The organism is Bradyrhizobium sp. NDS-1, from assembly GCF_032918005.1.
GTDB classification, from domain to species: Bacteria; Pseudomonadota; Alphaproteobacteria; order Rhizobiales; family Xanthobacteraceae; genus Bradyrhizobium; species Bradyrhizobium tunisiense.
This window is the reverse complement of record NZ_CP136628.1, coordinates 1,872,096-1,896,261: the sequence shown is the minus strand read 5'-3', so window position 1 is coordinate 1,896,261 and position 24,166 is coordinate 1,872,096. Positions and strand designations below refer to the sequence as shown.

Below are 24,166 nucleotides of genomic sequence, written 5' to 3'. Positions count from 1 at the left end.
ACAGCGAGTAGGGAACGAGCTTGCGGCTCACGCCGCTGACTTCCCCTCGAACGCGCGGCGCACGGCAGCAATGTCGAGCTTGACCATCTTCATCATGGCCTGCATCGCGCGCGCGGCGGCAGCCTTGTCGGGGCTCGACAGGAATTCGAACATCACTGTCGGCACCACCTGCCAGGCCACTCCCCAGCGATCCCTGAGCCAGCCGCATTGCTCTTCCTTGCCGCCATGGGCCAGGAACGCATTCCAAACGCTATCGACCTGTGCCTGGTCGTCGCAGTGAATCATCAGCGAGATGGCGTGGGTGTATTCCATCTTCATCCCGCCGTTGAGCGCGACCAGCGGCTGGCCGGCCACCGTGAACTCGACGACGAGCACGGAGCCTTCCTTGCCGGAGGGACCGTCCGAAACGTTGCGCTGGACGCGCGTGATCGCCGAATTCGGAACGAGCGAGACGTAGAACTTTGCGGCGTCCTCGGCATCGCCGTTGAACCACATGCAGGGCACGAGCTTGGACATCTTGGATGCTCCTCTTCAGATCTTCCGGGTTTGGATCAGACGTTCGCCATCTCGGGCTGCCGAGGGGCCGCCGCGAGATCCATCCACTTCACACCCCACATGTGACCATCCGGATCCTCGAAGCTGCGGCCGTACATGAAGCCGTATTCGTCCTTCGGACTGGGATCGGCCACGCCGCCCGCCGCCTCGGCCCTGCCGATGATATCGTCGACCTCGCTGCGGCTGTCCGCGGACAGGCAGAACAGGACCTGGTTCGAGGTCCTGGCATCTGCGATCGGCTTCGGCGTGAACTGACGGAATTTGTCGTGGGTCAGCAGCATGGCGAAGATGGTCTCGGAAAAGACCATGCAGCTCGCCGTGCCGTCGCAGAATTGAGGATTCTTGACTGCGCCGATCGCCTCGTAAAAGGCGGTCGCGCGCTCGAGGTCGGTCACCGGCAGGTTGACGAAGATCATCTTGGGCATCGCAAGCTCCTTGGGCGGGTTCTGCCCAAGGACGGACGAGCCAGCGGCGGTCCGACACTGCTTCCGACTATTTTTCGACCCGAGCTGCGAGGTTCTCCCGCACCGAAATCGGCCCTTTCGGGGCGGCCTTACTTCTTCTCGTTCGGATCCCGGTGCACCGGGTCGATCCACAGCACCGTTTCAGGCTTTTCGACCGGCTCGATGTCCAGGTTGATGGCCACCGCCTCGCCGTCGCTGCGCACCAGCACGCATTCCAGCACCTCGTCGGGACTGGCGTTGATCTCCTGGTGCGGCACGTAAGGCGGGACGAAAATGAAATCGCCGGGGCCTGCCTCCGCGGTGAATTGCAGGCTCTCGCCCCAGCGCATCCGCGCCTTGCCCTTCACGACATAGATGACGCTTTCGAGGTGCCCGTGATGATGCGCACCGGTCTTGGCATCCGGCTTGATGCTGACCGTGCCAGCCCACAATTTCTGCGCGCCGACGCGCGCGAAATTGATCGCGGCCGCGCGGTCCATGCCCGCCGTCGAGGGCACGTTGGTGTCGAGCTGGTTGCCGGGAATGACGCGCACGCCGTCATGTTTCCAGCGATCGTCGTGATCGTGGTCATGGTGGGAATGCGAATGATCATGGCCGGTCATGGAGGCTTGCCTTCTGTTGGTTCCGTGTGCGGCAAACTAACCCGAAGCTGCGCCTGCGAGCCATACTAAATTCGGAACCCTCATAGCCGCGGGACGTTGTCATTGCGAACCAGATTGGAAGGAGAGTTTCATGGGTAGCACGACAGACAAGATCAAGGGCAACGCCAACGAGGCCATCGGCAAGGCCAAGCAGGGCATCGGTGAAGCCACCGGTTCCGAGCGCTTGAAGGGCGAAGGCGTGGTCCAGGAAGTGAAGGGCAAGGGCCAGCAGGCCATGGGCGATGCCAAGGACGCCGCGAAGGACGCGATGGACCGCGCTGCGGCGGCCGCAAAGCGCGCGGCGGAGTAACCGGCGCAGGACTGAAAAGAAGAGACCGGCCGCAAGGCCGGTCTTTTTTTGTCTGTTCTTGTTTGTGTGGTCATTCCGGGGCGGCCCGAAGAGCCGAGCCCGGAATCTCGAGATAGATTCCGGGCTCGATGCTCAGCATCGCTCCGGAAATGACGGTGAGGGTTATTTCACCGCGAGCAATTCCACGTCGAACATCAGCGTTGCGTTCGGCGGAATCACGCCGCCGGCGCCGCGGGCGCCGTAGCCGAGCTGCGGCGGAATGATCAGCGTGCGCTTGCCGCCGACCTTCATGGACGCGACGCCCTCGTCCCAGCCGGCGATGACGCGGCCCTTGCCGATGGGAAATTCGAAAGGCTCCTTGCGATCGACGGAGCTGTCGAATTTCTTGCCCTTCTGGCCGTTTTCATAGAGCCAGCCGGTATAGTGCATCACGCAGATCTGACCGGCCTGCGGCGAGGCACCTGTGCCGACGGTGGAGTCGATGATCTGCAAGCCTGAAGCTGTGGTCATGGTCTTTCCTGCGGTCTGGGCCGAGGCCGTGGTGGAAACGAAATGCGACACGCCTGCGATCACCGTGATCGCGAGTGCCGACATCAGGGTGAGGAGCGCGCGCTGGAAACGCTGCATGAGGCACCTTCCGTTTGGGGCGGAAGGTGTCTAGCGCAACGCGGGTAGGGTTTCCACCCCTCAGACCTCGATATTTTCCAGCCGGACCGGGAGCTTGCGGATGCGCTGGCCCGTTGCGTGATGGATCGCGTTGCAGATGGCCGCATTGGTGCCGACATTGGCGAGCTCGCCGAGCCCTTTGACGCCCACCGGGTTGATGTGATCGTCCTGCTCGGAGAGCATGATCACTTCGACGCCCGGGACGTCGGCATTCACCGGCACGAGGTAGTCGGCAAGATTGTCGTTGACGTAGCGCGCATTGCGCTCGTCGATTTCCGTGGCCTCCAGCAGCGCCGAAGACATGCCCCAGATCAGGCCGCCCATCAACTGGCTGCGCGCCGTGCGCGGGTTCATGACGCGCCCGCCGGCGAAGGCGCCGACCAGACGGGGGCAGCGGATCTCGTGCGTAAAGCGGTTGATGCGGACCTCCACGAACTCCGCGCCGAACGCATAGGCAATGTGGTCCTTCATCTGGTGGCCACCGACCAACCGGACTTGCCCGCTGTGCATGGCCTTGAACGAATCGAGCGGCGCACCTTCCGGCTTCCACTCGCCATATTCCTCGACCACGCCGACGCCGAGGGCATTGAACGCCTTCTCGATATCGACCGGACGGTCGCTCTTGGCGGCTTGGGCTGTCGGCGCCTGGCTGATGCCAACGGTCTCTTTGGCCTTGTCAGTGAGACTGTCAGGCATCACGGCCTTGAACAGGCGCTGGCGAATCTGGTCGCACACCATCATCACCGCCGAGCAGGTGCTCGCGGTCGAGTTCGATCCGCCCGCAACCGGTGCCGGCGGCAGATCGCTGTCACCCAGGAAGACGGCGACTTTCTCGAGCGGCACGCCGAGCCGCTCGGCCGCGGTCTGCGCGATCACCGTGTAGGCGCCGGTGCCGATCTCGTGACCGGCGATCTCGACGCGGGTACGGCCGTCACGCTGGAGGCGCACGCGGGCAGCCGCCGGGGCCATCTGGGTCGGGTAGCAGGTGGCGGCACAGCCATAGCCGATCAGCCAGTCGCCGTCCGACATCGATTTCGGTTGCGGCGAACGCTGCGCCCAGCCGAACGCCTTGGCTGCCTCGTCGAAACAGGCCATCAGCGAGCGCGACGTATAGGGCTTGCCGCCGATCGGCTCGACATTGGTGTCATTGATGCGGCGAAGCTCGACCGGATCCATATTCAGTTTCACCGCGAGTTCGTCCATCGCGCTTTCCAGCGCGAACAGATACGGCACCTCAGGCGGCGAGCGCATGAAGCCGGGCGTGTTGCGATCGGCGCGCACGATCGACACCAGGCTGGCGACGTTCGGACAGGCATAAAGCCGCGCCGTCGTCTTGGTGCCGCCGACGCAATAGGCGTCGGCACGCGAGGAGACTTCAGCCCCCTCATGCCTCAAGGCAAGCAGTTTGCCGTCCCGGCTCGCGCCGAGCTTGATCTCATGCCGCGTCTCGGCGCGGTACGTCGTGATGGTAAAACCCTGGTCGCGGGTCGGGACCAGCTTGATCGGACGATTCAGGCGCCTTGCGATGGCGGCGATGATGGCAGTGCGCGGCGTCATCGAGCCGCGCGAGCCGAAGCCGCCGCCGACATAGGGATTGACCACGCGCACCCTGTCGGCGTCGATGCCGAGCTGCTCGGCAACGCCGTTCTTCAGGCCGTAGACGAACTGGCTGCCCTCATAGATGACGAGGTTGCCACCCATCCAGAAGCAGCTGGTCGAGAACAGCTCCATCGGGTTGTGATGCTGCGTCGGCGTCTCGTAGGAGGCGGTCAGCTTGACCTCGGCCGCGTCGAACGCCTTGGCGAAATCGCCGACCTCGGGGTCTTCCTTGAACTGGGCACTCTGCCCCTTCGCAGCCGCCGTGGTTGTCCCGGGCGAGTCGAACGTGGCACTCGGCGCCGTGGCGGTGTAGCTGACCTTGACCCGGTTGGCCGCCTCGCGCGCGGCCTCATAACTTTCCGCGACGACGACGGCGATGATCTGGCCGTCATGGGCGATGTCGGCCGACCTCAGCGGCTGGATCGTCGTGCCCGCATAACCGCCATTGCTGAAAAGCTTCGACTCCTTCAGCTTCGGAGCATTCTCGTGGGTGACGATGTCGATCACGCCGCGGACACGCCGGGCGTCATCGAGATCGAAACCGTCGATGCGACCTCTGGCGATCGCACTGGTGACCAGGAATGCATAAGCCGGATTGTCCAGCGGCATGTCGGAGGCGTAGGTCGCGCGCCCCGTGACCTTTGCGGTCGCATCATAGCGCGGCACCGGTTGGCCCATATTCACCTTCGGCTCGGGAGCTGCAGCGGTCATGATCAGATCTCCATCGTTACGGCCTGCTGGAGCGCGCGCGCCACCACGCGCTTGCCGAGCGCGATCTTGAAGCTGTTGTGCCGACGGCCCTTGGCGTCCGCGAAGGCGGCATCCGCAACACGCTGCGCCAGGCCGTCGTCGAACTTCTGCCCCTTCAACACCGCCTCCGCCTCGCGCGCGCGCCAGGGCACGGTGGCGACGCCGCCGAGGGCGATCCGCGCGTCCCTGACCGTACCGTCCTGGACGTCGAGCGCGACCGCAGCCGACGACAGCGCGAACTCATAGGATTGCCGGTCGCGCGCCTTCAGATACACCGAACGCGGCCAGCGGCCGGAGATGGAGAAAGCCGAGATCAGCTCGCCCGGCCGAAGCGTTGTCTCGATGTCGGGCGTATGGCCGGGCGCCTTGTGCAACTCTGCGAACGGCATCTTGCGCGTGCCGGATCTGCCCGTGATCTCGACAACGGCATCCAACGCGATCAGCGCCTGGGCAAAGTCGCCGGGATAGGTCGCAATGCACTGATCGGACACGCCGAGCACCGCATGAATGCGGTTGACGCCGTCCATGGCGGCACAGCCGGAGCCGGGATTGCGCTTGTTGCAATTCTCGTAGGAGATGTCGCGGAAATAGCTGCAACGCGTCCGCTGCATCACATTTCCGCCGAGCGTCGCCATGTTGCGCAGCTGGGCACTCGCGGCGAGTTTGAGGGAGCTGGCAATCACCGGGTAGTGGCGCTGGACCCCGTCATGCGCGGCCACGTCGGACATCTTCGCGAGAGCACCGAGCCGCAGGCCGTCGCTGCCCGGCTCGATTGCCGCCCAGCCATCTGCAAGCGGATTGATGTCGACGATCGCGGCCGGCCGCATCACATCGAGCTTCATCAAGTCGATCAACGTGGTGCCGCCCGCCAGCGGCTGCGCCGCGGCCTTGGTCAGCGCATCGTTCGTTGCCGCGGCGGCGCTGAGCGCCTGCACGGCCGCGGTCGGGTCTGTTGCCCTTTGATACGAGAAAGGTCGCATGCGACTAGCCCTTCATGATCTCGGGCGCCGCCTGCTTCACGGCGGCGACAATGTTCGGATAGGCGGCGCAGCGGCAGATGTTGCCGCTCATATATTCGCGGATGTCGGCCTCGCTCCCCGCATGCCCCTCCTTGACGCAGGCGACGGCCGACATGATCTGGCCTGGCGTACAGTAGCCGCACTGGAATGCATCGTTGTCCACAAAGGCCTGCTGCATCGGATGCAGGCGGTCGTCGGTGGCAAGGCCCTCGATGGTCGTGATCTCCTGCCCTTCCGCGGCGAGTGCGAGCGTGAGACACGACACCACCCGCCTGTCGTCGATCAGCACGGTGCAGGCGCCGCACTGGCCATGGTCGCAGCCCTTCTTGCTGCCGGTGAGCTTGAGATGTTCGCGCAGTGCGTCGAGCACTGTGGTGCGTGCATCAATGCTCAGGCGCTTGTCCTGGCCGTTGACCCGCAGCGTGACGTCGACGGGAAGCGATGGATCCCGTGCGGCGGGGGCCATGGCCTCCTCCGCGGCCGCGCGCGCCGCAATCGGGACGAGCGCACTGCCGGCCGCGCCAGCCATGAAGGCGCGCCGATCGAATACTGATTGTTTGGAACCTGGTTTGTCGGACATCGACGCCTCCGCCGCTATGCAAAGCAGCGCAGGCCAGCGCCGCTCATCGCCCCTCAACCAGATGCGATGAGCTCCGTTCCGAACGAGAAAGGGCGATGCAGCAATTGCCGCATCGCCCTTCGTCAACTTTTCCTGATCTTGAGCGGGGAACTCGCGCGCTCAGTACCCCAACGCGCAGCCGTCCTTGCGCGGATCGGAACCGCCGGTCAGCGTGCCCTTGTCCCAATCGATCCAGATCGCCTGGGCGCCGCCGAGCGGGCTGACCACGCTGGTCGTCTTGTGACCGAGCTTCTTCAGGCCTTCGACGATCGCGGCCGGCACGCTGTCCTCGAGCTGATATTGGCCCTCGTAGTGCAGGCCGCGCGGCATGTCGATCGCCTCCTGCACGTCGCAGCCATAGTCGAGGATGTTGGTCACGACACGGGTCTGGCCGACCGGCTGGTACTGTCCGCCCATCACCGCGAACGGCATCACGGAGCGGCCGCCCTTGGTGAGCAGGCTCGGCATGATCGTATGGAGCGGGCGCTTGCCACCGGCGATGCAATTGGGGTGGCCCGGCTGGATGCGGAAGCCGCCGGCGCGGTTCTGGAACAAGACGCCGGTCTTGTTCGAGACGATCGCCGAGCCGAACGAATGCGCGATCGAGTTGATGAACGAGCAGACGTTGCGGTCCTTGTCCACGACGGTGATGTAGATGGTCGAGGGATTCATCGGCGGCGCAACGTTCGGCAGGTCGAGCATGCCGTCCATGCGGATCTTGGCGATGTGCTCGTCGCAGAACTCCTTGGCGAGGATCTTCGCGACCTCGATCTGCATGTGCTCGGGGTCGGCGACATGCAGCTCGCGATGCATGTAGGCGATGCGCGCGGCTTCCGCCTCGAGATGGAATCGCTCGATGCTGAGCGGCGCGTATTTCGTCAGGTCGAACCGCGACAGGATGTTGAGCATCAGCAGCATGGTGAGGCCGGGTCCGTTCGGCGGGCATTGCCAGACGTCGTAGCCCTTGTACATGGTGCCGATCGGCGACGTCGTCTCGGTGGTGTGCGCGGCGAAATCGTCGAGCGTGTGCAGGCCGCCGATGCCCCTGAGGGTCTCGACCATGTCTTCCGCGACCTCGCCCTTGTAGAAGGCATCGCGGCCGTTTTTGGCGATCGCGCGCAGCGTCCTGCCGAGCTCGGCCTGGCGGATGACGTCGCCGGCCACCGGCGGCTTGCCGTCCGGCAACAAGTAACGCACCGTGTTGGTGCCACCCTTCAGCTTTTCGAACTGGTTCTTCCAGTCGAAGGCGATGCGGGGCGCGACGACATAGCCTTCCTCGGCCGCCTTGATAGCGGGCTGGAGCAGCCGGTCGAAACCGAACTTGCCATGATCGCGCAAGACGGTCGCGAAGGCATCGACCACACCGGGGATCGACACCGCATGCGCCGAGGTCAGCGGCACGGAGTTGATCTTGCGTTCGAGATACCAGTCGGCGTTTGCCGCCTTCGGCGCACGGCCGGAGCCGTTATAGGCGATGATCTTGCCTTCACCCCGCGGCTGGACCAGCGCAAAACAGTCGCCGCCGATGCCGGTCGATTGCGGCTCGATCACGCCGAGCAGGGCCGAGCCGGCGACCGCGGCATCCACCGCCGTGCCGCCCTCGCGCAGCACCTCGATCGCCGCGAGCGAAGCCTGCGGGTGGGAGGTCGCCACCATGGCGTTGGTGGCATGGACCGTTGACCTGCCGGGGAAATGAAAGTTTCTCATCGAATTCTTGCTCTCTTGGCCGTGGATGCGCGCGCCGCACCGTCTTAGGAAAACCGGGTCTTCATGACACATTCCGGCCGGCCGGGGCAATGCTGGCATACCAGGAAATGGCTGCCATCCGCTGGGCGTATAGACCTTCCGGGATCAGTGGCCATGCGGGTTTTCTGAGCGGCGGCCGCCTGCTAAACGAGCCGCCATGTCTGATCCGAATTCGCTCACCAAGGTCGCCGCCTTCTATCAATTCGCCGCCCTCCCGGATTACCGCGAGCTGCGCGAGCCGCTGCGCGCGTTCTGCGCCGGCCTGGCGCTGAAAGGCAGCGTGCTGCTGGCGCAGGAGGGCATCAACGGCACTCTCGCCGGCGCGCCGGAGGCGATCGACGCTCTCGCTCATGAGCTGGCGCACGGCGACATGTTCGGCGGCAGGCTCGACGATCTCGAATTGAAATTCTCGACCGCCGAAGCGATGCCGTTCGGACGGCTCAAGGTGCGGCTGAAGAAGGAGATCGTTACGCTCGGCGATGAGGCCGCCGATCCGACCCGCCAGGTCGGCAGCTACGTCGATGCGAGCGAATGGAACGCGCTGATCTCCGCACCCGACACGCTGCTGCTCGACACCCGCAACGCCTTCGAGGTGGCGATGGGCACCTTCGAAGGCGCCGTCGACCCCGGCATCAGGAGTTTTGGTCAATTCAAGGATTTTGCCGCAGCCGCGCTCGATCCGGCAAAGCACCGCAAGATCGCGATGTTCTGCACCGGCGGCATCCGCTGCGAGAAGGCGAGCGCACATCTGCTCGCGCGCGGCTTTGCCGAGGTCTATCACCTCAAGGGCGGCATCCTCAAATATCTGGAGGAGGTACCGGAAGCGCAGAGCCGCTGGCGTGGCGAATGCTTCGTGTTCGACGAGCGCGTCGCGCTCGGCCACGGTTTGCGCGAGCGGAGCTTGCTCGAACAAGATATGGAGCAAGGCCGTGACGAATGAGATCAAGAGTCTGGGCGAGCGCATCGACACGCTGGAGACGCGGCTCGCCTATCAGGACGATACTATCGAGACGCTGAACCAAACCATCACCGCGCAGTGGAAGCAGATCGATCTGCTGACGCGGAAGATCGCAGAACTCGGCGAGCGGCTGCAGGAGGCGGAGGCGAATGCGCCTGGACCTGCCAACGAGCCTCCGCCGCATTATTGAGCCGTCTTACTGGCCGGATGCCCTGGGCAGCAGGTCCACGACCTCGACGGACATCATCAGGCGGTCGCGGCCTGCGTCCTTGGCGGCGTAGAGCGCCCGGTCGGCAGCTTCGACCAACGAGGTCACGCCGGCGGTGCGCTCCAGCGCGGGCCGGCAGGTCGCACCGCCGATCGAGGCGGTGACGCACCCAGACGCCAGATTGCCGACATGAACGAGGCCGGCCTCGTGAATGGCAGTGCGGATCCGTTCGCCGATCCGGGCGCAGCCGGCGGCATCGGTGCTCGGCAGCAGCATGGCGAATTCCTCGCCGCCATAGCGCGCCGCCAGATCGCCGGCCCGCTGCGCCTCGGCAGCGATGATCTTTGCGACCAGGCGCAGGCAGGCGTCACCCTCGGGATGGCCGTATTCGTCGTTATAGGACTTGAAGTGATCCACGTCGATCATCAGCAAGGCGAGGCTGGAGCGGTCGCGATAGGCGCGCGCCCATTCCTCCTTCAGCCGCTCGTCGAAGCGGCGGCGATTGGCAAGGCCAGTGAGGCTGTCCTCGATCGCAAGCGTCTCGAGCCTGGTTTCCAGCTTCTTGTGCTCGGTGATGTCACGGGAGATCGCGACCACGCCGTCGACGCGGCCATCGTCCTTGCGCGTCACCCGCATGGTCGATTCGAGCCAGACCTCGCCGTTCTCCCGATGCGAGTTGCGGTAGGTGAGGCGCGCCTCCTCCCTATCGCCACGCTTCATGGCGTCGACCACCGCCTGGACCTCCGGCAGATCCTCCGGATTGATGCCCGCCAGCGCCGGCGTGCCGATCAGTTGGTTGGCGCGCCAGCCGACGACGCGCACGGACGAAGGCGAGACATAGCGCAGCCGCTCGTCGAGCCCGATGCGGGTCACCATGTCGCTGGAGCCTTCCGCGAGCAGGCGGAAATGCGCCTCCTTCTCGGTCAGGGCTGCGGCCATGCGCTGGCCCCGCTGCAACTGCCGCACCAGCACCGCGCCGATGACCGCGATCAGCATCACCAGCGCAAGTACGTAGAGCATGCGGGAGATTGCCGCGGCGCGCCAGGGCGCGAGCAGCTCGGCCTTGTCGACGGTGGCGAGCAGGAGGAGCGGGTAGCGGCTGCTGCGCTTGAAGAAGCTGACACGCTCAGCGCCGTCCAGCGGCGACTTGAAATGATAGGCGCCGCTCGACCGCTGCAGACCGGCGTCGCGGAACAAGAGCTTGTCTGAAACGCTGCGTCCGACGAATGTCTCGTTGCTGGGATTGCGCGCGATCATCAGGCCGTCGCCATGGGTGAGCGACACCGAGCTGTTGAGGCCGATTTCGAACTGCTCATAGAAACGCGAGAGATATTTCGAGCTGATAGTGGCGAGCACGACTCCGCCGAAGCTGCCGTCCGGCTTGTTGAAGCGGCGCGACAGGGTGACGACCCATTCGCCGTCGAGCAAGCTCTTCACGGGGCGGCCGACATGGGCCTCGCGTTTGGGTGAGAGCTGGTGATAGCGGAAGAAGGCATCGTCGGTGAGGGTCGAACCGATCGTGCCGGGCGAGGTCAGCCAGTTGCCCTGGTCGTCAATGATGGCGAGGCCGTGAATGCGCTCGATCGCCTTCTTGCGCACATCCAGCAGGGTGCGCAGCTTCGTGATCGTGGCAGGCCCGGTGCCGTCCATCTCCAGCCGGCTGACGACGCCGACGACGCCGGAATCCAGGAGATCGAGGCTGTCCTCGGCATGCTGGGTGAGCGAGCGGGCGACGTTCGCCATCTCGGTCTCGGCATCCCTGAGCACCGCGTCGCGCGCGGCCCATTCGCGCCAGCCGCTGACGCCCAGGATGGTCACGCAGGTCAGCGCAACGAACGCCGCCGCGCGTAGCGGCAGGCGGCTCCATCCAGCTCGTTGGGTAGCAGCGTTCATGCGACAGAGTTCTCCGATGTTTCGGAACCTCTGCCGCTTCCGTTATTGAACTCTGAAAGTACCGCCGGAATAGGTCGCGATAGGCCGGTTTTCCGTAGTCGTACGGACGCTCGGATCCGCGCATCGCTAACAGCACATTAGTAAGCCGATCGAAATTCCGCGTCGGCTTCGCCTAGCTGAAGATGGCCTTAACCTTGTCCCAGAGCGAGGGATTTTCGGCATCGGCATCGGCCTTCGAGGGCGTCGGCTGGGCGGCGCTCACGGGATCGGACGCTGGGAAGGTGTCTTTCAGCCCGGCGTCGAGCTTGGCGTGGCGGTCGGCAGCAAGTGCTTCGTGCAGATCGTCGGCGTGCTTGTCATGCGGCGCGGGATTGAATGTCTCAGCCATGATGTCCTCCATCGGCGGGTCAACGCGGCCATGTTGCACTGGTTCCCCTGTTCCGCTGGGGGCCTAGGCGGTGTATCAGGAGCCATAACCCTGTTCAGGACCATTCGTGCCCCAATCTGCAAAACAGCCCTTCATCGACGTGCTCTCCGGTCAGCGTCAGAGCATCCCGCCCATGTGGATGATGCGGCAGGCCGGCCGCTATCTGCCGGAATATCGCGAGGTGCGTGCCAAAGCCGGCGGCTTCCTCGATCTCTGCTTCAACCCGGAGCTTGCGGCCGAAGTGACGCTGCAACCGATCCGCAGGTTCGGCTTCGATGCCGCGATCATCTTCTCGGATATTCTGGTAATCCCCCATGCGCTCGGCCGCTCGGTCCGGTTCGAGGTCGGCGAGGGTCCGCGGCTGGACCCGCTGGATGATCCCGCAAAGGTCGCGACGCTGGCACCGCGCGCCGATCTCGGCAAGCTCGCGCCGGTGTTCGAGGCGCTCAAGCTCGTGCGCGCCGCGCTCGCCCCGGAGGTCGCGTTGATCGGCTTCTGCGGCGCGCCGTGGACGGTCGCGACGTACATGGTCGCCGGTCAGGGCACGCCCGACCAGGGGCCGGCACGGATGATGGCCTACCGGCATCCGGAGGCGTTCGCGAGAATCATCGACGTACTCGTCGAGAACTCGATCGAGTATCTGCTGGCGCAGCTCGCCGCCGGCGCCAACGCCTTGCAGATCTTCGACACCTGGGCCGGCGTGCTGCCGCCGGTCGAATTCGCGCGATGGTCGGTCGAGCCGACGCGGCGCATCGTGGACGGCGTACGGGCCAGGGTGCCGGATGCGAAGATCATCGGCTTCCCGCGCGGTGCCGGCGCACAGCTGCCAGGTTACGTCGAGGCGACCGGCGTCAACGCCGTCAGCATCGACTGGACGGCGGAGCCGGCCTTCATCCGCGAGCGCGTCCAGAGCAAGGTCGCCGTGCAGGGCAATCTCGATCCGCTGGTGCTGATCACGGGCGGCGCCGCGCTCGACCGCGCGGTCGACAACGTGCTGGCCAATTTCGCGCAAGGGCGCTTCATCTTCAACCTGGGCCACGGCATCCAGCCGGAAACGCCGATCGCCCATGTCGAGCAGATGATCAAGCGCGTGCGGGGCTAAGGGACGAGCCGTTGTGATCGGGTCGCACAAAAACGCGAAAACAACCCCATGCACAGTAGACAAGTCATTGAAAAAGCTGGGCCGGCATGAGGCGGCTCAGACGCGTTTGACGCGTCGGGCAAAACAGGCGCGGTGTTTCGCGATGAGGCTCAGCGCGGCCGGCTGCGCTCGATGATCTCGGCGGCACCCTTGCCCAGCAAATCCAGTCCCACGGCACGACCGAGCTCGCGCGGGCGATTGGCGGGACCGGCGCGCGAGGCCTCGATGATGGTGTTGCCGGAGAGATCGAGCACGGATGCGGTGAGCGACATCTGATCACCCGCGATGGTCGAGAAGCCCGCCACCGGTGAATTGCAGTGGCCGTTCAGCACCCACAAGACCTCGCGCTCGGCATCCGCGCAGGCATGCGCGGCGGGATCGTCGATCGATGCGAGGATCTGCCGCGTCGGCCAGTCCTGCGCTGCGCATTCGACGGCGACGATGCCCTGCCCCGCCGCGGGCAACATCTCCGTCGCGGTGAATTCGTACGCAATACGACCGGCGAGCCCGACGCGGTCGAGGCCCGAGCGCGCCATGATCAGCGCGTCGGCGGGGCCGACGGCGCCGCCATCCGGCAGGCGCTGCTTCTCGCCATTGTCGAGTTTTCGCACGCGCGTGTCGGCCGCGCCGCGGAAGTGGATAATCTCGATCTCGGGAAACAGCCGTCGCGCATAGGCGGCGCGGCGGACGGCATTGGTGCCGATCTTGAACCCCTTGCCCCGGGACTGGCGCAGCGCCTCCAGTGTTACGCCGTCCCGCAGCACCAGCGCATCACTGGCCGGATCGCGCGACAGCGTAGCGCCGATGACGAGGCCCGGCGTATCCTCGTTGCCCGGCATGTCCTTCAGCGAATGCATCGCCGCCTGCAATTCGCCCGACAGCACGGCGGCGCGGATCTGCGCCACGAAGGCGCCGCCCTTGCCACCATGGGGCAACAGCTTGCTGGTCTGGTCGAGATCGCCCGTGGTGTCGAACTTGACGATCTCGACGTCGAGGCCGGGCACGGCGGCGGTCAGGCGGCGCGCGATCTCTTCCGTCTGTGCCAGCGCCATCGCGCTCTTGCGGGTGCCGATCCGAAGTCGAATAGCCAAGCTGTCGTCCTTTCGAGCCGCGAATTAACGCGCATCCTCCAATATCATGTCGGAGGCTTTTTCGGCGATCATGATGATCGGCGCATTGGTGTTCCCGGACACGAGGTCCGGCATGATCGAGCCGTCGACGACGCGCAGGCCTTCGAGACCCCTCACCTTCAACCGCTGATCGACCACCGCGAGCGCGTCGTTGCCCATACGACAGGTCGAGGTCGGATGGTAGATGGTGCTGCCGCGCTCGCGGCAATAATCCAATATCTCGGCATCCGTGGATACCTTCGCGCCAGGGTCGTACTCGCTGACCACGAACGGCTTCAGCGCCGGCGAATTCAGGATCTTGCGCAGGATCTTGATGCCTTCGACGTTGGTGCTGCGGTCGGTCTCGGTCGACATGTAGTTGATGCGGATCTCCGGCGGCACCGTCGGATCGGCGCTCCGGATGCGCAAGGTTCCGCGGCTTTCGGGGCGAAGCTGGCAAACCGAAGCAGTGAAGCCGGAAAAGTCGTGCAGCTTCTCGCCCATCTTGTCGGTCGAGAACGGGAGAAAATGCACCTGGATGTCGGGCGAGGCCAGCCGCGGGCTGGTCTTGAAGAACGCGCCCGCGGTGCCGGCCGCGATGGTCAGCCAACCCTTCCGGAACAGCGCATAGCGCGCGCCAGCCATGGTACGGCGGAGCGGATGGTTGACGGTGTCGTTCAGCGTGATCTTCTGCGAGCAGCGCATCACGATACGGACCTGCATGTGGTCCTGAAGGTCGTGACCGACGCCCGGCGCATCCAGCACGACATCAATGCCGTGCTTGCGCAGGAGGTCGCCGGGGCCGACGCCGGAGAGCTGGAGCAGCTGCGGCGAATTGTAGGCTCCGCTCGACAACACGATCTCTTTGCGGGCGCGTACGCGGCGGGTTTGCGCGCCTTGCCGATATTCGACGCCGACGGCACGGCGTCCCTCGAACAGCACGCGCTGGCCGAGCGCGCCAGTTTCGATCTTGAGATTACCGCGGGTCTTTGCCGGACCGAGATAGGCCACCGAGGTCGAGGCGCGGCGGCCGTTGCGCGTCGTCGTCTGGAACAGGCCGACGCCTTCCTGTGTGGCACCGTTGAAATCGGGGTTGTAGGGCAGACCAGTCTCGACCGCAGCGTCGATGAAAGCCCTCGACAGCGGATCGGTCACGACCATGTTGGACACCGGCAGCGGCCCACCCGTGCCATGATATTGATCGGCGCCGCGCGACTGGTTTTCCGCCTTCTTGAAATAGGGCAGCACGTCGTCATAGCCCCAACCGGCGTTGCCGAGCTGGCGCCAGCGGTCATAGTCCTCGTGCTGGCCTCGGACATAAAGCAGACCGTTGATCGAACTCGAGCCGCCCAGCGTCTTGCCGCGCGGCTGGAACACCTGGCGACCCTTCAGCTCGGGCTCCGGCTCGGTCTGATACATCCAGTTGACGCTCTTCTCCTTGAACAGCTTGCCGTAGCCGAGCGGGACGTGGATCCAGATGTTGGAATCCTTCGGGCCGGCCTCGAGCAGCAGGACGCTGTGCTGGCCGTTCGCCGAGAGCCTGTTGGCGAGCACGCAGCCGGCTGAGCCGGCGCCGACGATGATGTAGTCGAATTCGGGATCGGAGGGTGTGAGGGAGCTTGCGGTCATTTGTTGCTAGTCTTCTTGTTGCTGTGGACGTTTCCGTTGCGTCACTTAGCACAATCATTCCCGCACGCGCAGCGCCTCGACCAGCGACTTGAACGCACGGGCGTATTCCGCGCCCGCCCTTGCGATATCCGCGCGTCCGGCGCAGGCAACCGCGGCTTCCGTCACCGCGCCGAGCAGCAGCCGCGCCAGAGGCTCGACCGGCTGGCGCGCGATCAGGCCGGCCTCCATCGCCACCGCAAGCGCACGCGGCAGCTTGCCGCCGAAATGCCTGGCGTCGATCTCGCGCCAGCGCTCCCAGCCGAGCACGGCCGGGCCGTCGCGCAGGATGATCTGGCCTGTCGGCCCCTTCGCCGTCGCGGCAAAATAATGCTGGGTGCCGGCGACCATCGCGGCGAGCACGTCCTTCTCGGCACGCGCGGCACCGTCGATTTCCGCGACGAGGTCGCGCGAGACCTGGTCGAACACAGCTTCGAACACCGCCTCCTTGTTCCTGAAGTGATGATAGACCGCGCCCTTGGCGATGCGGGCGTCGTCCGCGATCTCATCCATCGTGGTTGCGGCAAAGCCTTGCGTCCCGAACAGGCGGCGTGCCGCCGTCAGGATCGCTTCCAATGTCGCCGCCCGCCGCTCCGCCTGCTTTGCCATGTGTCTCGTCTAGTCGAATTCGAATCAGGCAGCCAGTTGACTTTTCGACCACCGGTCGGTATTTACCGACCATCAGTCGGTTTTTATCGTGAGGTGCGCCATGCCGGGCCGTGACATCGTCGAAGCTTTTGCCAAGCGGCTGGAGACCGGAGATTTCATCGGCGCGATCGAGCAATTCTGCACACCCGACGCCGCGACCTATGAGAACAATGCCGCGCCGACGGTGGGGCGCGACAAGCTCGTCGCCAAGGAGCGCGGCGTGCTTGCGGCGTCGAGGGAGGTCAAGGCGGTCCGCATCGGGCCGAGCCTGATCGAGGGCGACCATGTTGCGACCCGCTGGAAGTTCAGCTTCACCAACGCAGAGGGCGTCACACGAACGCTGGAAGAGATCGCCTGGCAGACCTGGCGCGGCGACAAGCTGATCGAGGAGCGGTTCTATTACGACCCCAAGCAGCTGGGGCGGTGAGTGTCTGGGCCGGGGTGCTTCACCGCGCCCGCCTTGCGATCGGTGTCATGGCCCGGCTTGACCGCGGAGATGGTGGCGAACATTTCCCGCCCATCACGCATTTGTATCGATTTGTTATCGATACCGTGGTTCGAACACGCAGAAGTGGTCACGGCGAGCGCCGCAGCCGGGGATAATTCATAGTTCGTCAAAGTTTTGCAGCGAATTCTCAGCTTCGCGCCGGACGAACGACCCAAGCTGGTAGGCTCTGGAATGCGGACTCAAACGACCAGTTATCTCGCGCGGCTGCTCGCCGGCGATCTGTCGGCCTTTGGCGGTCCCGCAACCGACGAAGCCGTGGCCGGGCATATCCGCGCCGAGCAGATGTCGCTTGTGCTGGGCTATTCGGTCGGCATCATGCTCGCCAATGCCTGCAACGCCATCGTGCTGGCGATCGCGCTGTGGCAGTCGCCGGACAGGATACCTGCCCTGATCTGGGCGGTCGCCGTGGCCAGCGCCGCGATCGCGTTCGGCCTGCAATCCCGCGCCGCGCGCCGCATCACCAAGCCGCAATTCGTGTCGCGCCGTGCCATGCAGCGGCTGGTGCGCAACGCCTTCGTCCTCGGCGCCGCCTGGGGCATCGTCCCGGTCGCCTTTTTCGCCGATGCCTCAACCGGCGGGCAGCTCGTCATCACCTGCCTGTGCTCGGGCATGCTGGCCGGCGGCGCCCTCGCCTTCGCCACCATCCCGATCGCCGCGATCGCCTTCACGGCGCCCATCTTCCTCGGCATCGCCATTTGCCTCGGCCGGAACGGCGACCTGGCTTTCCTGCTGATCGCCTTTCTCGTCGTGGTCTATGGCAGCGTGCTGCTGCGCGGCGTGTTCGTCAATTCGTTCACGTTTGCGCGTCGCGTGATGCGGCAGATCGAGACGGAGCGGACGGTGCGGCTGGATCCTCTGACCCATCTGCCCAACCGCGTCGCCTTCAACGAAACGCTCGATGCCGCCCTGAGGCGACTGGCCTTGTCCGGCGAGGAGTTCGCGGTGCTCCTGCTCGATCTCGATCGCTTCAAGGAGGTCAACGACAAGTTCGGCCATCCTGCCGGCGACGAATTCCTGGTCCAGGTCGCAAGCCGGCTGCGGCGCTGCACGCGCGCGGCCGAACATGTCGCGCGCATTGGCGGCGACGAGTTCGCACTGGTGATGGCCAATCTGGCGCGCCCCGAGGAAGCACTCGAGATCGCCGAGCGCTTCGTCGCGGCCTTCGAGAGACCGTTCCAGATCGAGGGCCGCCAGATCGTGGGCGCGACCAGCGTCGGTATCGTGCTGGCACCGCGCGACGGCACGACGCCGCTCGACCTCATGAAGAATGTCGACGCCGCGCTCTACCGCGCCAAGAAGGCGGGACCGGGCATGATCCGCTTCTTCGAGGAAGCCGACGACAGGGTCTCGCGCGATCGCAAGGCGCTGCAATCAGACCTCGCCGGCGCGATCGCGCGAAACGAGCTGTTCCTCGTGTTCCAGCCATTCCTCGATCTCGACGAAAGCCGCATTACCGGCTTCGAGGCGCTGCTGCGCTGGCAACATCCGCAGCGCGGACTGGTGCCGCCGAGCGAATTCATCCCCATTGCGGAGGAGACCGGGCTGATCCACGAGATCGGTGAATGGGTCATCCGCCGCGCCTGCGCGGCCGTCGCCAGATGGCCTGATGAGATCAGGGTCGCCGTGAATTTCTCCGCGGCGCAGTTTCACAACGCCAGCGTCCTCCAAAGCATCGTACAGGCGCTCGGCGATGCCAAGATCGCCCCGCACCGGCTCGAGATCGAGATCACGGAATCGATGCTGCTGTCGAAATACGGCGCGGCGGAGTCGGTCCTGAACGCACTGCTGCAGCTCGGTGTCAACGTGGCGCTGGACGATTTCGGGACGGGCTTCTCCGCCCTCACCTATTTGCGCAAGCTGCCGTTCAGCCGCATCAAGATCGACCAGTCCTTCATCCGCGACATGCTGGTGCAGCCCGACTGCGCGGCAATCGTGAAATCGGTGGTCGGCCTCGCGCGTGATCTGCGCATCGGCGTGGTGGCCGAAGGAGTCGAGACCGCCGACCAGCTCGAATATCTCGGGCAGATCGGTTGCGACGAAGCGCAGGGCTATCTGATCAGCCGGCCGGTGCTGGCGGACGGCGTGCTGGCGCTGCTGGAAACGAAAAAGTATCGGGCGAATTTCGCGGCGTAGGTGCAACCAAGATTTGACCTGAGCGACGACCGCGGCGGCGTCCACCCCTCCAACGAGCTCTCCATCAGATCGCATCCGCGCGCAGCAGCGTATCCACGGTGATGGTGCCCCGCGCGCGGGAGACGCAGGCGCAGATCTTCTGGTTGCTCTCTTTCTGATGATCGCTGAAGAAGACGTCGCGATGGTCGATCTCGCCGTCGACCTCGACCACGTCGATGGCGCAGAGGCCGCATTCGCCGCGCTTGCAGTCGTACATCACGTCATGGCCGCTGGCGTTGAGCACGTCCAGCATGGAGCGTTCGCGGGGGATTTCGAGCTCGACGTCGGAGCCCTTCAGGCGCACGCGAAAGGTCTCGGTCGGCAGCGTGCCGCTGGAGCCGAAGGTCTCGTAGCGCAGATCGGGCAGCGGATGGCCGGCGCCGATCCAGGCATGGCGTGCGGCATCGAGCATCCGCATCGGGCCGCAGAACAGGGCGAGCGCGCCCTTGGGGAGCGAGGCGAACTGCGCGTCGAGATCGAGGCGGCGGCCTTCGTCACTGGCATGAACGACCAGACGATCGCCGAGCATCGCGACGAGTTCGTTGAGATAGGCGGCCTCGCCGCGCGAGCGCACCGCATAATGCAGCGTGACGTCGGCCCCGCGCCGCGCCAGGGCCTGCGCGGCGCCGAGGATCGGCGTGATGCCGATGCCGCCCGCGATCAGGCAGTAGCTTTCGCGCGTCCAGTCGACGGCAAGCAGCGAGGCGGGCTGCGTGATCTCGAGCCGTGCGCCCGACTGCAAGGACCACATGTAGCGCGAGCCGCCGCGGGAATCCTCGGCGCGGCGCACCGCGATCTTGAGGCCTTGCGGGGCGGCTTCGCCGACCAGCGAATAGGACCGCGTCTCCGGCAGGCCGCCGATGGTGACGCTGACATTGATGTGGCTGCCGACCGGATAGCCCGTGGCTTCGAACTGATCGGGGCGGATCAGGAATTCACGGATGCCGGGGGCGAGATCGCGGGTCGAGACCAGCGTCGCGGGAATCCAGGTTTCGATGAAGCGCATGGCTATTGCCTCACTCGGTTGCGGTCTTGATCAGCGCGAGCGCCGGCAAGAGGTCGAGATGGGTGCGGTTGCGCAGCGCAAGGCGCAGGTTGCGCACGGCGAGCCGCGCGTGCTCGCGCATGACGGCTTCGGCGCGCGCTCCCTCGCGGTTCTCGATGGCGTCGATGACGACGCGATGGTGCTCCTGCCCGATGATCAGGATCTGCTGCGCCTCGGGCAGCGCGGATTGCGCCATCACGAAGCCGCTTGGAGATGCAAACGGCAGCGCCGAGGCGCGGTCGATCTGGCGGATCAAGGGCGGGCTGCGCGACAATTCGGTGAGCAGCGCATGAAAGCGCGCGTTCAGCGCGACGTAGGACGAGAAGGCCTCGATCGAGATCGGCACCTGGCGCAACAGCTCGTCGATCGCAGCCAGGCACTCCTTCAACGGCTCGAGCTCACGCGCGGAGACGCCCCGCTCGGCGGCAAAGCGCGCGGCAAGGCCTTCCAGCGTGCCGCGCAGCTCGATGGAATCGGAGATGTCGCGCTCCGAGAACGCCTTCACCATGAAGCCGCCGGAGGGGATCGCTTCCAGCAGGCCCTCCTCCTCCAGCCGCACCAGCGCCATGCGCACCGGGGTGCGCGAGGCCCCGGTGGTTTCCACGGCCTGAAGCTCGGAGATGCGCTCGCCGGGCCGCAGCGCGCCCGACAGGATCTGGTCGCGCAGCGCGAGCTGCGCCTTCACGGTCTGCGAGACGGAGCGGTCGACCTCACGCTCGGCCATGAGCTACTCCGCGGCCTGAAGGTGCTGCGGCGCGCTTTCCTTCGCCACCATCTTGTCGATCAGCTTGCGGGACCACATCGCGCCGGCATCGATGTTGAGGTTGTAGAAGATGCGATCGGGATTCTCGTCCATGGCACGCTGCTGCGCTTCGAGGATCAGCTCGTCCTCGTGGAAGATGCCGGAAACTCCCTCGCGGATCTCGGTGGTGATGCGCTGCTCGCCGAGCTGATAGTTGCGGACGAAGGCCCAGAAATAATGGCAGGTCTTCTCGGTCTCGGGCGTGATGGTGTTGAGCACGAAGCCGTTGACGCCCTGTGAGCGGTCGCCCTCGGGCGCGCCGGTGCCTGTCGGCGCCACGCCGACATCGATTGCGATGGTGCATGGCGCTTCGAAGCGGATGATCTGCCAGCGGTCGACGAGCCCGGGCTTGCCGAGCTGCTTGGCCCAGAACGGCGGCGGCTCGATGCCGCGCATCCAGCGCGTCACGGTCACGGTTTTCTCGCCATGGGTGACGTCGAACGGAGCTTCGGCGACGGCCTCGTTACCGATCGAGGAGCCGTGCACGAAGGTCTCGTGGGTGAGGTCCATGAGATTGTCGAGCACGAGGCGGTAGTCGCATTTGACGTGGATGGTCTTGCCGTCGCCGGCCCAGGCCGGATCGTGATTCCAGTGCATGTCGGGGACCAGCGCGGGATCGGCCAGCGCGGGATCGCCCATCCAGAGCCAGATGTAGCGGTGACGTTCGACCACGGGATAGGCGCGGACGCAGGCCGACGGATTGATGGTCTCCTGTGAGGGCATGAAGGTGCAGCGGCCTTGCGCGTTGTACTTCAGACCATGATAGCCGCACACGACGGTGTCGCCTTCGAGCCGGCCCTTCGACAGCGGCACCAGCCGATGCCAGCAGGCGTCCTCCAGCGCAGCCACCGAGCCGTCGGCCTTGCGGTACATGACGATGTGCTTGCCGCAAATCGTCCGCGGCAACAGGGCCGGCTTCACCTCGGCGTCCCAGGCGGCGGCGTACCAGGCGTTCATCGGGAAGGGTTTTGTCATCGATCTCACTCCCACGGGCTTATGTATGCGTTATGTATACAATAGCGGAGGAATTGAACCGTTCAAGGCTAAATTTTATGTACTTGGATACCTATAGTCAGGATACTGTATACATCCACAACCATTCCCCTCGAAGGCGGGGAATCCAGTACGCCGCCGGACATTGGCTTCACACAACTGGAGCCGCAGCGTACTCGACCACCCGCTTTCGCGGGTGATGACAGCGGAGGATGCGGCGTACCCTCCTCTCGGCGTCTTACGCCCCGAACACCTTGGCCAGCCCCGCCTTGGCCTCCTCCTGAATCCGCTTCAGGTGCTCGGGGCTGCGGAAACTCTCGGCGTAGATCTTGTAGACGTCCTCCGTGCCGGAGGGCCGGGCGGCGAACCAGCCGAAATCAGTCTCGACCTTGATGCCGCCGAAGGGCTGGCCGTTGCCGGGCGCCTTGCTCAGGGTGGCGCGAACCGGATCGCCGGCGAGCTCCTTCAGGCCGAGCTGCTCGGGCGTGACGGATTTGAGGATGTTCTTCTGCGGCCCAGTCGCGGCGACGTCGATGCGCGCGTAATGGGGCACGCCGAACTCGGCGGTGAGGTCGCCAAACAGCTGGCTGGGATCGCGGCCGGTCTTGGCCATGATCTCGGCGGCGAGCAGGCCGAGGATGACGCCATCCTTGTCGGTCGTCCACACCCCGCCGTCGCGGCGCAGGAACGAGGCCCCCGCACTCTCCTCGCCGCCGAAGCCGAAGCCGCCCGTCAGAAGGCCGTCGACGAACCATTTGAAGCCGACCGGCGTTTCGACCAGCTTGCGGCCGAGCTTCTTGGCGACGCGGTCGATGATCGAGCTCGACACCACGGTCTTGCCGATCGCAGCATCCCTGCTCCAGTTCGGCCGTTGCGCGAACAGATAGGAAATCGCGGTCGCCAGATAATGGTTGGGATTCATCAAGCCGCCGGTCCGCGTCACGATGCCGTGGCGGTCGGCATCGGTGTCGTTGGCGAAAGCGACGTCGAAGCGGTCGCGCATCGCGATCAGGCTCGCCATCGCGTAAGGCGAGGAGCAATCCATGCGGATCTTGCCGTCCCAGTCGACCGTCATGAAGCGGAAGGTCGGATCGATCGCCTCGTTCACCACCGTGGCCTTCAGGCCGTAGCGCTCGATGATCGGATGCCAATAATGCACCGCCGCGCCGCCGAGCGGATCGATGCCGATATTGATGCCGGCGGATTTGACCAGATCGAGATCGACGACTTGGCCGAGATCGGCGACGTAGGGCGTCATGAAGTCGTAGGCGTGGACGTTCGCGGCTTTCTTCGCCTTGTCGTAGTCGACGCGTTTCACGCCCTTGAGGCCGTCGGCCAGATAGGCGTTGGCACGCTTCTCGACGACGCCCGTGACATCCGTGTCGGCGGGTCCGCCATGCGGCGGATTGTATTTGTAGCCGCCGTCTTCCGGCGGATTGTGGGAGGGCGTGATGACGACGCCGTCGGCGAGGCCGGAGGTGCGGCCCTTGTTGTAGGTGAGGATCGCGTGCGAGATCACCGGCGTCGGCGTGTAGCCGCCGTCCTTGTCGACCATGATGTCGATGCCGTTGGCGGCGAAGACTTCGACGGCACTGACCAGCGCCGGCTCGGCCAGCGCATGGGTGTCGATGCCGATGAAGAGCGGACCGGTCAGCCCCTTTTCCTTTCGGTAGTCACAGATCGCCTGCGTGGTCGCGAGAATGTGGCCCTCGTTGAACGTGTTCTTGAACGAGGTGCCGCGATGACCGGAGGTGCCGAACGCCACCCGCTGCGCGGGATCCGTGATATCGGGCTTGCCGGCGAAATAGGCCGTCACCAGCCGCGGAATATTGGTGAGCGTGTCCGGCGAAGCCTGCTTGCCTGCCGCGGGATGAACATCAGCCACTGAAGTACCTCGTCCTGTCGCAAGAAATCGCGGAGCACCATAGCATCGGCCGGGCCCCCGCCAAGGGCACAACTCGCGCGGCGGGGTGGCCGTTCCTTGGGGAGATGACTGCAGCGAAAGTCCGCGCCCAGAGAACGTCATAGCCGCGCAACCGCGAAGCGGTCGTCGCTGGCGGTGCGAGGCATGCGGTGCGTAGCATCGTGGTCGAGCCTCGAAGGGTGATGGTCATGAATCCGAGCCTGCATCATCGATGTTGGGATCTTCAATGATGACATGCACTCGCAGCCTCGCGGCGTGTTTCGCCCGAGCTATGCCTGGTCGCTCCACCCTCTTTAAACCAAGA

23 protein-coding genes are annotated in these 24,166 nt (G+C 65.1%); 6 read left to right on the top strand and 17 right to left on the bottom strand.

Translation table 11 applies throughout. The annotated features are described in order from the left end of the window. Positions 1–27 precede the first annotated feature (27 nt). The 3 genes from RX330_RS08990 to RX330_RS08980 all read right to left on the bottom strand — a co-directional run bounded on the left by RX330_RS08990 (position 28) and on the right by RX330_RS08980 (position 1,621). On the bottom strand, positions 28–516 hold the full coding sequence (locus tag RX330_RS08990; protein ID WP_317242766.1) for a VOC family protein: 489 nt from the start codon (positions 514–516) through the stop codon (positions 28–30). Positions 517–551: 35 nt separating this feature from the next. Continuing rightward, a complete protein-coding gene (locus tag RX330_RS08985) occupies positions 552–980 on the bottom strand; it encodes a VOC family protein (protein WP_317242765.1) in 429 nt (142 codons plus the stop codon). A 128-nt stretch (positions 981–1,108) separates the two neighbouring features. Next, entirely contained in the window at positions 1,109–1,621 is a 513-nt protein-coding gene (locus tag RX330_RS08980) for a cupin domain-containing protein (RefSeq protein WP_080137629.1), read from the bottom strand. A gap of 130 nt (positions 1,622–1,751) precedes the next feature. On the opposite strand from RX330_RS08980, the gene RX330_RS08975 reads away from it, so the two are divergent. Next, a complete protein-coding gene (locus tag RX330_RS08975) occupies positions 1,752–1,970 on the top strand; it encodes a CsbD family protein (RefSeq protein ID WP_212092114.1) in 219 nt (72 codons plus the stop codon). Between the two features lie 162 nt (positions 1,971–2,132). Here RX330_RS08975 and RX330_RS08970 read toward each other — a convergent pair whose 3' ends face one another. From RX330_RS08970 to ggt, 5 genes are all read right to left on the bottom strand, one after another. After that, positions 2,133–2,597 carry an FKBP-type peptidyl-prolyl cis-trans isomerase gene (locus tag RX330_RS08970; RefSeq protein WP_212092113.1) on the bottom strand — a complete coding sequence of 155 codons (465 nt, stop codon included), beginning with the start codon at positions 2,595–2,597 and terminating at the stop codon, positions 2,133–2,135. A 60-nt stretch (positions 2,598–2,657) separates the two neighbouring features. Beyond that, positions 2,658–4,946, bottom strand: a complete 2,289-nt coding sequence (locus tag RX330_RS08965) for a xanthine dehydrogenase family protein molybdopterin-binding subunit (protein ID WP_317242764.1) — start codon at positions 4,944–4,946, stop codon at positions 2,658–2,660. Between the two features lie 2 nt (positions 4,947–4,948). Further along, the gene (locus RX330_RS08960; RefSeq protein ID WP_317242763.1) at positions 4,949–5,965 is read right to left on the bottom strand and encodes an FAD binding domain-containing protein; all 1,017 of its coding nucleotides are present in this window, start codon (positions 5,963–5,965) and stop codon (positions 4,949–4,951) included. 4 nt (positions 5,966–5,969) lie between these two features. Continuing rightward, positions 5,970–6,584 (bottom strand): (2Fe-2S)-binding protein, encoded by a 615-nt coding sequence (locus RX330_RS08955; protein ID WP_317242762.1) that lies wholly within the window; start codon positions 6,582–6,584, stop codon positions 5,970–5,972. Positions 6,585–6,743: 159 nt separating this feature from the next. After that, positions 6,744–8,330 carry a gamma-glutamyltransferase gene (gene ggt / locus RX330_RS08950; protein ID WP_317242761.1) on the bottom strand — a complete coding sequence of 529 codons (1,587 nt, stop codon included), beginning with the start codon at positions 8,328–8,330 and terminating at the stop codon, positions 6,744–6,746. A 196-nt stretch (positions 8,331–8,526) separates the two neighbouring features. On the opposite strand from ggt, the gene RX330_RS08945 reads away from it, so the two are divergent. Together RX330_RS08945 and RX330_RS08940 are read left to right on the top strand one after the other, a co-directional pair. After that, entirely contained in the window at positions 8,527–9,309 is a 783-nt protein-coding gene (locus tag RX330_RS08945) for a rhodanese-related sulfurtransferase (protein ID WP_317242760.1), read from the top strand. After that, positions 9,299–9,517, top strand: coding sequence for a SlyX family protein (locus RX330_RS08940; RefSeq protein ID WP_212092107.1), 219 nt, complete (start codon positions 9,299–9,301; stop codon positions 9,515–9,517). Before RX330_RS08945 ends, RX330_RS08940 begins: the two co-directional genes overlap by 11 nt. Positions 9,518–9,523: 6 nt before the next feature. On the opposite strand, the gene RX330_RS08935 is transcribed toward RX330_RS08940, so the two are convergent. Together RX330_RS08935 and RX330_RS08930 are read right to left on the bottom strand one after the other, a co-directional pair. Beyond that, positions 9,524–11,428 (bottom strand): diguanylate cyclase, encoded by a 1,905-nt coding sequence (locus RX330_RS08935; protein WP_317242759.1) that lies wholly within the window; start codon positions 11,426–11,428, stop codon positions 9,524–9,526. 172 nt (positions 11,429–11,600) lie between these two features. Continuing rightward, positions 11,601–11,816, bottom strand: coding sequence for a hypothetical protein (locus RX330_RS08930; RefSeq protein ID WP_212092105.1), 216 nt, complete (start codon positions 11,814–11,816; stop codon positions 11,601–11,603). A gap of 106 nt (positions 11,817–11,922) precedes the next feature. Here RX330_RS08930 and hemE point away from each other — a divergent pair, with 106 nt between their 5' ends. Then, entirely contained in the window at positions 11,923–12,957 is a 1,035-nt protein-coding gene (hemE, locus tag RX330_RS08925) for a uroporphyrinogen decarboxylase (RefSeq protein WP_317242757.1), read from the top strand. Positions 12,958–13,106: 149 nt separating this feature from the next. On the opposite strand, the gene hemC is transcribed toward hemE, so the two are convergent. The 3 genes from hemC to RX330_RS08910 are packed head-to-tail and all read right to left on the bottom strand — an operon-like array spanning position 13,107 to position 16,379. Next, complete coding sequence (gene hemC / locus RX330_RS08920; RefSeq protein ID WP_212092103.1) at positions 13,107–14,087, bottom strand: hydroxymethylbilane synthase; 981 nt, start codon at positions 14,085–14,087, stop codon at positions 13,107–13,109. A gap of 24 nt (positions 14,088–14,111) precedes the next feature. Continuing rightward, complete coding sequence (locus RX330_RS08915; RefSeq protein WP_212092102.1) at positions 14,112–15,734, bottom strand: GMC family oxidoreductase; 1,623 nt, start codon at positions 15,732–15,734, stop codon at positions 14,112–14,114. Between the two features lie 54 nt (positions 15,735–15,788). After that, positions 15,789–16,379 carry a TetR/AcrR family transcriptional regulator gene (locus tag RX330_RS08910; protein ID WP_212092101.1) on the bottom strand — a complete coding sequence of 197 codons (591 nt, stop codon included), beginning with the start codon at positions 16,377–16,379 and terminating at the stop codon, positions 15,789–15,791. A gap of 100 nt (positions 16,380–16,479) precedes the next feature. On the opposite strand from RX330_RS08910, the gene RX330_RS08905 reads away from it, so the two are divergent. Both RX330_RS08905 and RX330_RS08900 read left to right on the top strand, forming a co-directional pair. Further along, positions 16,480–16,845, top strand: coding sequence for a nuclear transport factor 2 family protein (locus RX330_RS08905; RefSeq protein ID WP_317242756.1), 366 nt, complete (start codon positions 16,480–16,482; stop codon positions 16,843–16,845). 252 nt (positions 16,846–17,097) lie between these two features. After that, positions 17,098–19,059, top strand: a complete 1,962-nt coding sequence (locus tag RX330_RS08900; RefSeq protein WP_317242755.1) for a putative bifunctional diguanylate cyclase/phosphodiesterase — start codon at positions 17,098–17,100, stop codon at positions 19,057–19,059. A 64-nt stretch (positions 19,060–19,123) separates the two neighbouring features. On the opposite strand, the gene RX330_RS08895 is transcribed toward RX330_RS08900, so the two are convergent. The 4 genes from RX330_RS08895 to pgm all read right to left on the bottom strand — a co-directional run bounded on the left by RX330_RS08895 (position 19,124) and on the right by pgm (position 23,823). Then, positions 19,124–20,104, bottom strand: a complete 981-nt coding sequence (locus RX330_RS08895; RefSeq protein ID WP_317242754.1) for a PDR/VanB family oxidoreductase — start codon at positions 20,102–20,104, stop codon at positions 19,124–19,126. A gap of 10 nt (positions 20,105–20,114) precedes the next feature. Beyond that, positions 20,115–20,867 (bottom strand): GntR family transcriptional regulator, encoded by a 753-nt coding sequence (locus RX330_RS08890; protein ID WP_212092097.1) that lies wholly within the window; start codon positions 20,865–20,867, stop codon positions 20,115–20,117. 3 nt (positions 20,868–20,870) lie between these two features. Then, entirely contained in the window at positions 20,871–21,920 is a 1,050-nt protein-coding gene (locus RX330_RS08885; RefSeq protein ID WP_317242753.1) for an aromatic ring-hydroxylating dioxygenase subunit alpha, read from the bottom strand. 256 nt (positions 21,921–22,176) lie between these two features. After that, the gene (gene pgm, locus RX330_RS08880) at positions 22,177–23,823 is read right to left on the bottom strand and encodes a phosphoglucomutase (alpha-D-glucose-1,6-bisphosphate-dependent) (RefSeq protein ID WP_317242752.1); all 1,647 of its coding nucleotides are present in this window, start codon (positions 23,821–23,823) and stop codon (positions 22,177–22,179) included. Between the last annotated feature and the right edge of the window lie 343 nt (positions 23,824–24,166).

Coding starts and splice junctions, on each gene's coding strand:
- RX330_RS08930 (WP_212092105.1), bottom strand. CDS start 11,816: ATGGCTGAGACATTCAATCCCGCGCCGCATGACAAGCACGCCGACGAT.
- RX330_RS08945 (WP_317242760.1), top strand. CDS start 8,527: ATGTCTGATCCGAATTCGCTCACCAAGGTCGCCGCCTTCTATCAATTC.
- RX330_RS08890 (WP_212092097.1), bottom strand. CDS start 20,867: ATGGCCGAGCGTGAGGTCGACCGCTCCGTCTCGCAGACCGTGAAGGCG.
- RX330_RS08960 (WP_317242763.1), bottom strand. CDS start 5,965: ATGCGACCTTTCTCGTATCAAAGGGCAACAGACCCGACCGCGGCCGTG.
- RX330_RS08980 (WP_080137629.1), bottom strand. CDS start 1,621: ATGACCGGCCATGATCATTCGCATTCCCACCATGACCACGATCACGAC.
- RX330_RS08885 (WP_317242753.1), bottom strand. CDS start 21,920: ATGACAAAACCCTTCCCGATGAACGCCTGGTACGCCGCCGCCTGGGAC.
- RX330_RS08915 (WP_212092102.1), bottom strand. CDS start 15,734: ATGACCGCAAGCTCCCTCACACCCTCCGATCCCGAATTCGACTACATC.
- RX330_RS08900 (WP_317242755.1), top strand. CDS start 17,098: ATGCGGACTCAAACGACCAGTTATCTCGCGCGGCTGCTCGCCGGCGAT.
- RX330_RS08985 (WP_317242765.1), bottom strand. CDS start 980: ATGCCCAAGATGATCTTCGTCAACCTGCCGGTGACCGACCTCGAGCGC.
- RX330_RS08935 (WP_317242759.1), bottom strand. CDS start 11,428: ATGAACGCTGCTACCCAACGAGCTGGATGGAGCCGCCTGCCGCTACGC.
- RX330_RS08970 (WP_212092113.1), bottom strand. CDS start 2,597: ATGCAGCGTTTCCAGCGCGCGCTCCTCACCCTGATGTCGGCACTCGCG.
- RX330_RS08895 (WP_317242754.1), bottom strand. CDS start 20,104: ATGCGCTTCATCGAAACCTGGATTCCCGCGACGCTGGTCTCGACCCGC.
- RX330_RS08910 (WP_212092101.1), bottom strand. CDS start 16,379: ATGGCAAAGCAGGCGGAGCGGCGGGCGGCGACATTGGAAGCGATCCTG.
- RX330_RS08965 (WP_317242764.1), bottom strand. CDS start 4,946: ATGACCGCTGCAGCTCCCGAGCCGAAGGTGAATATGGGCCAACCGGTG.
- RX330_RS08990 (WP_317242766.1), bottom strand. CDS start 516: ATGTCCAAGCTCGTGCCCTGCATGTGGTTCAACGGCGATGCCGAGGAC.
- RX330_RS08955 (WP_317242762.1), bottom strand. CDS start 6,584: ATGTCCGACAAACCAGGTTCCAAACAATCAGTATTCGATCGGCGCGCC.
- RX330_RS08975 (WP_212092114.1), top strand. CDS start 1,752: ATGGGTAGCACGACAGACAAGATCAAGGGCAACGCCAACGAGGCCATC.
- ggt (WP_317242761.1), bottom strand. CDS start 8,330: ATGAGAAACTTTCATTTCCCCGGCAGGTCAACGGTCCATGCCACCAAC.
- RX330_RS08905 (WP_317242756.1), top strand. CDS start 16,480: ATGCCGGGCCGTGACATCGTCGAAGCTTTTGCCAAGCGGCTGGAGACC.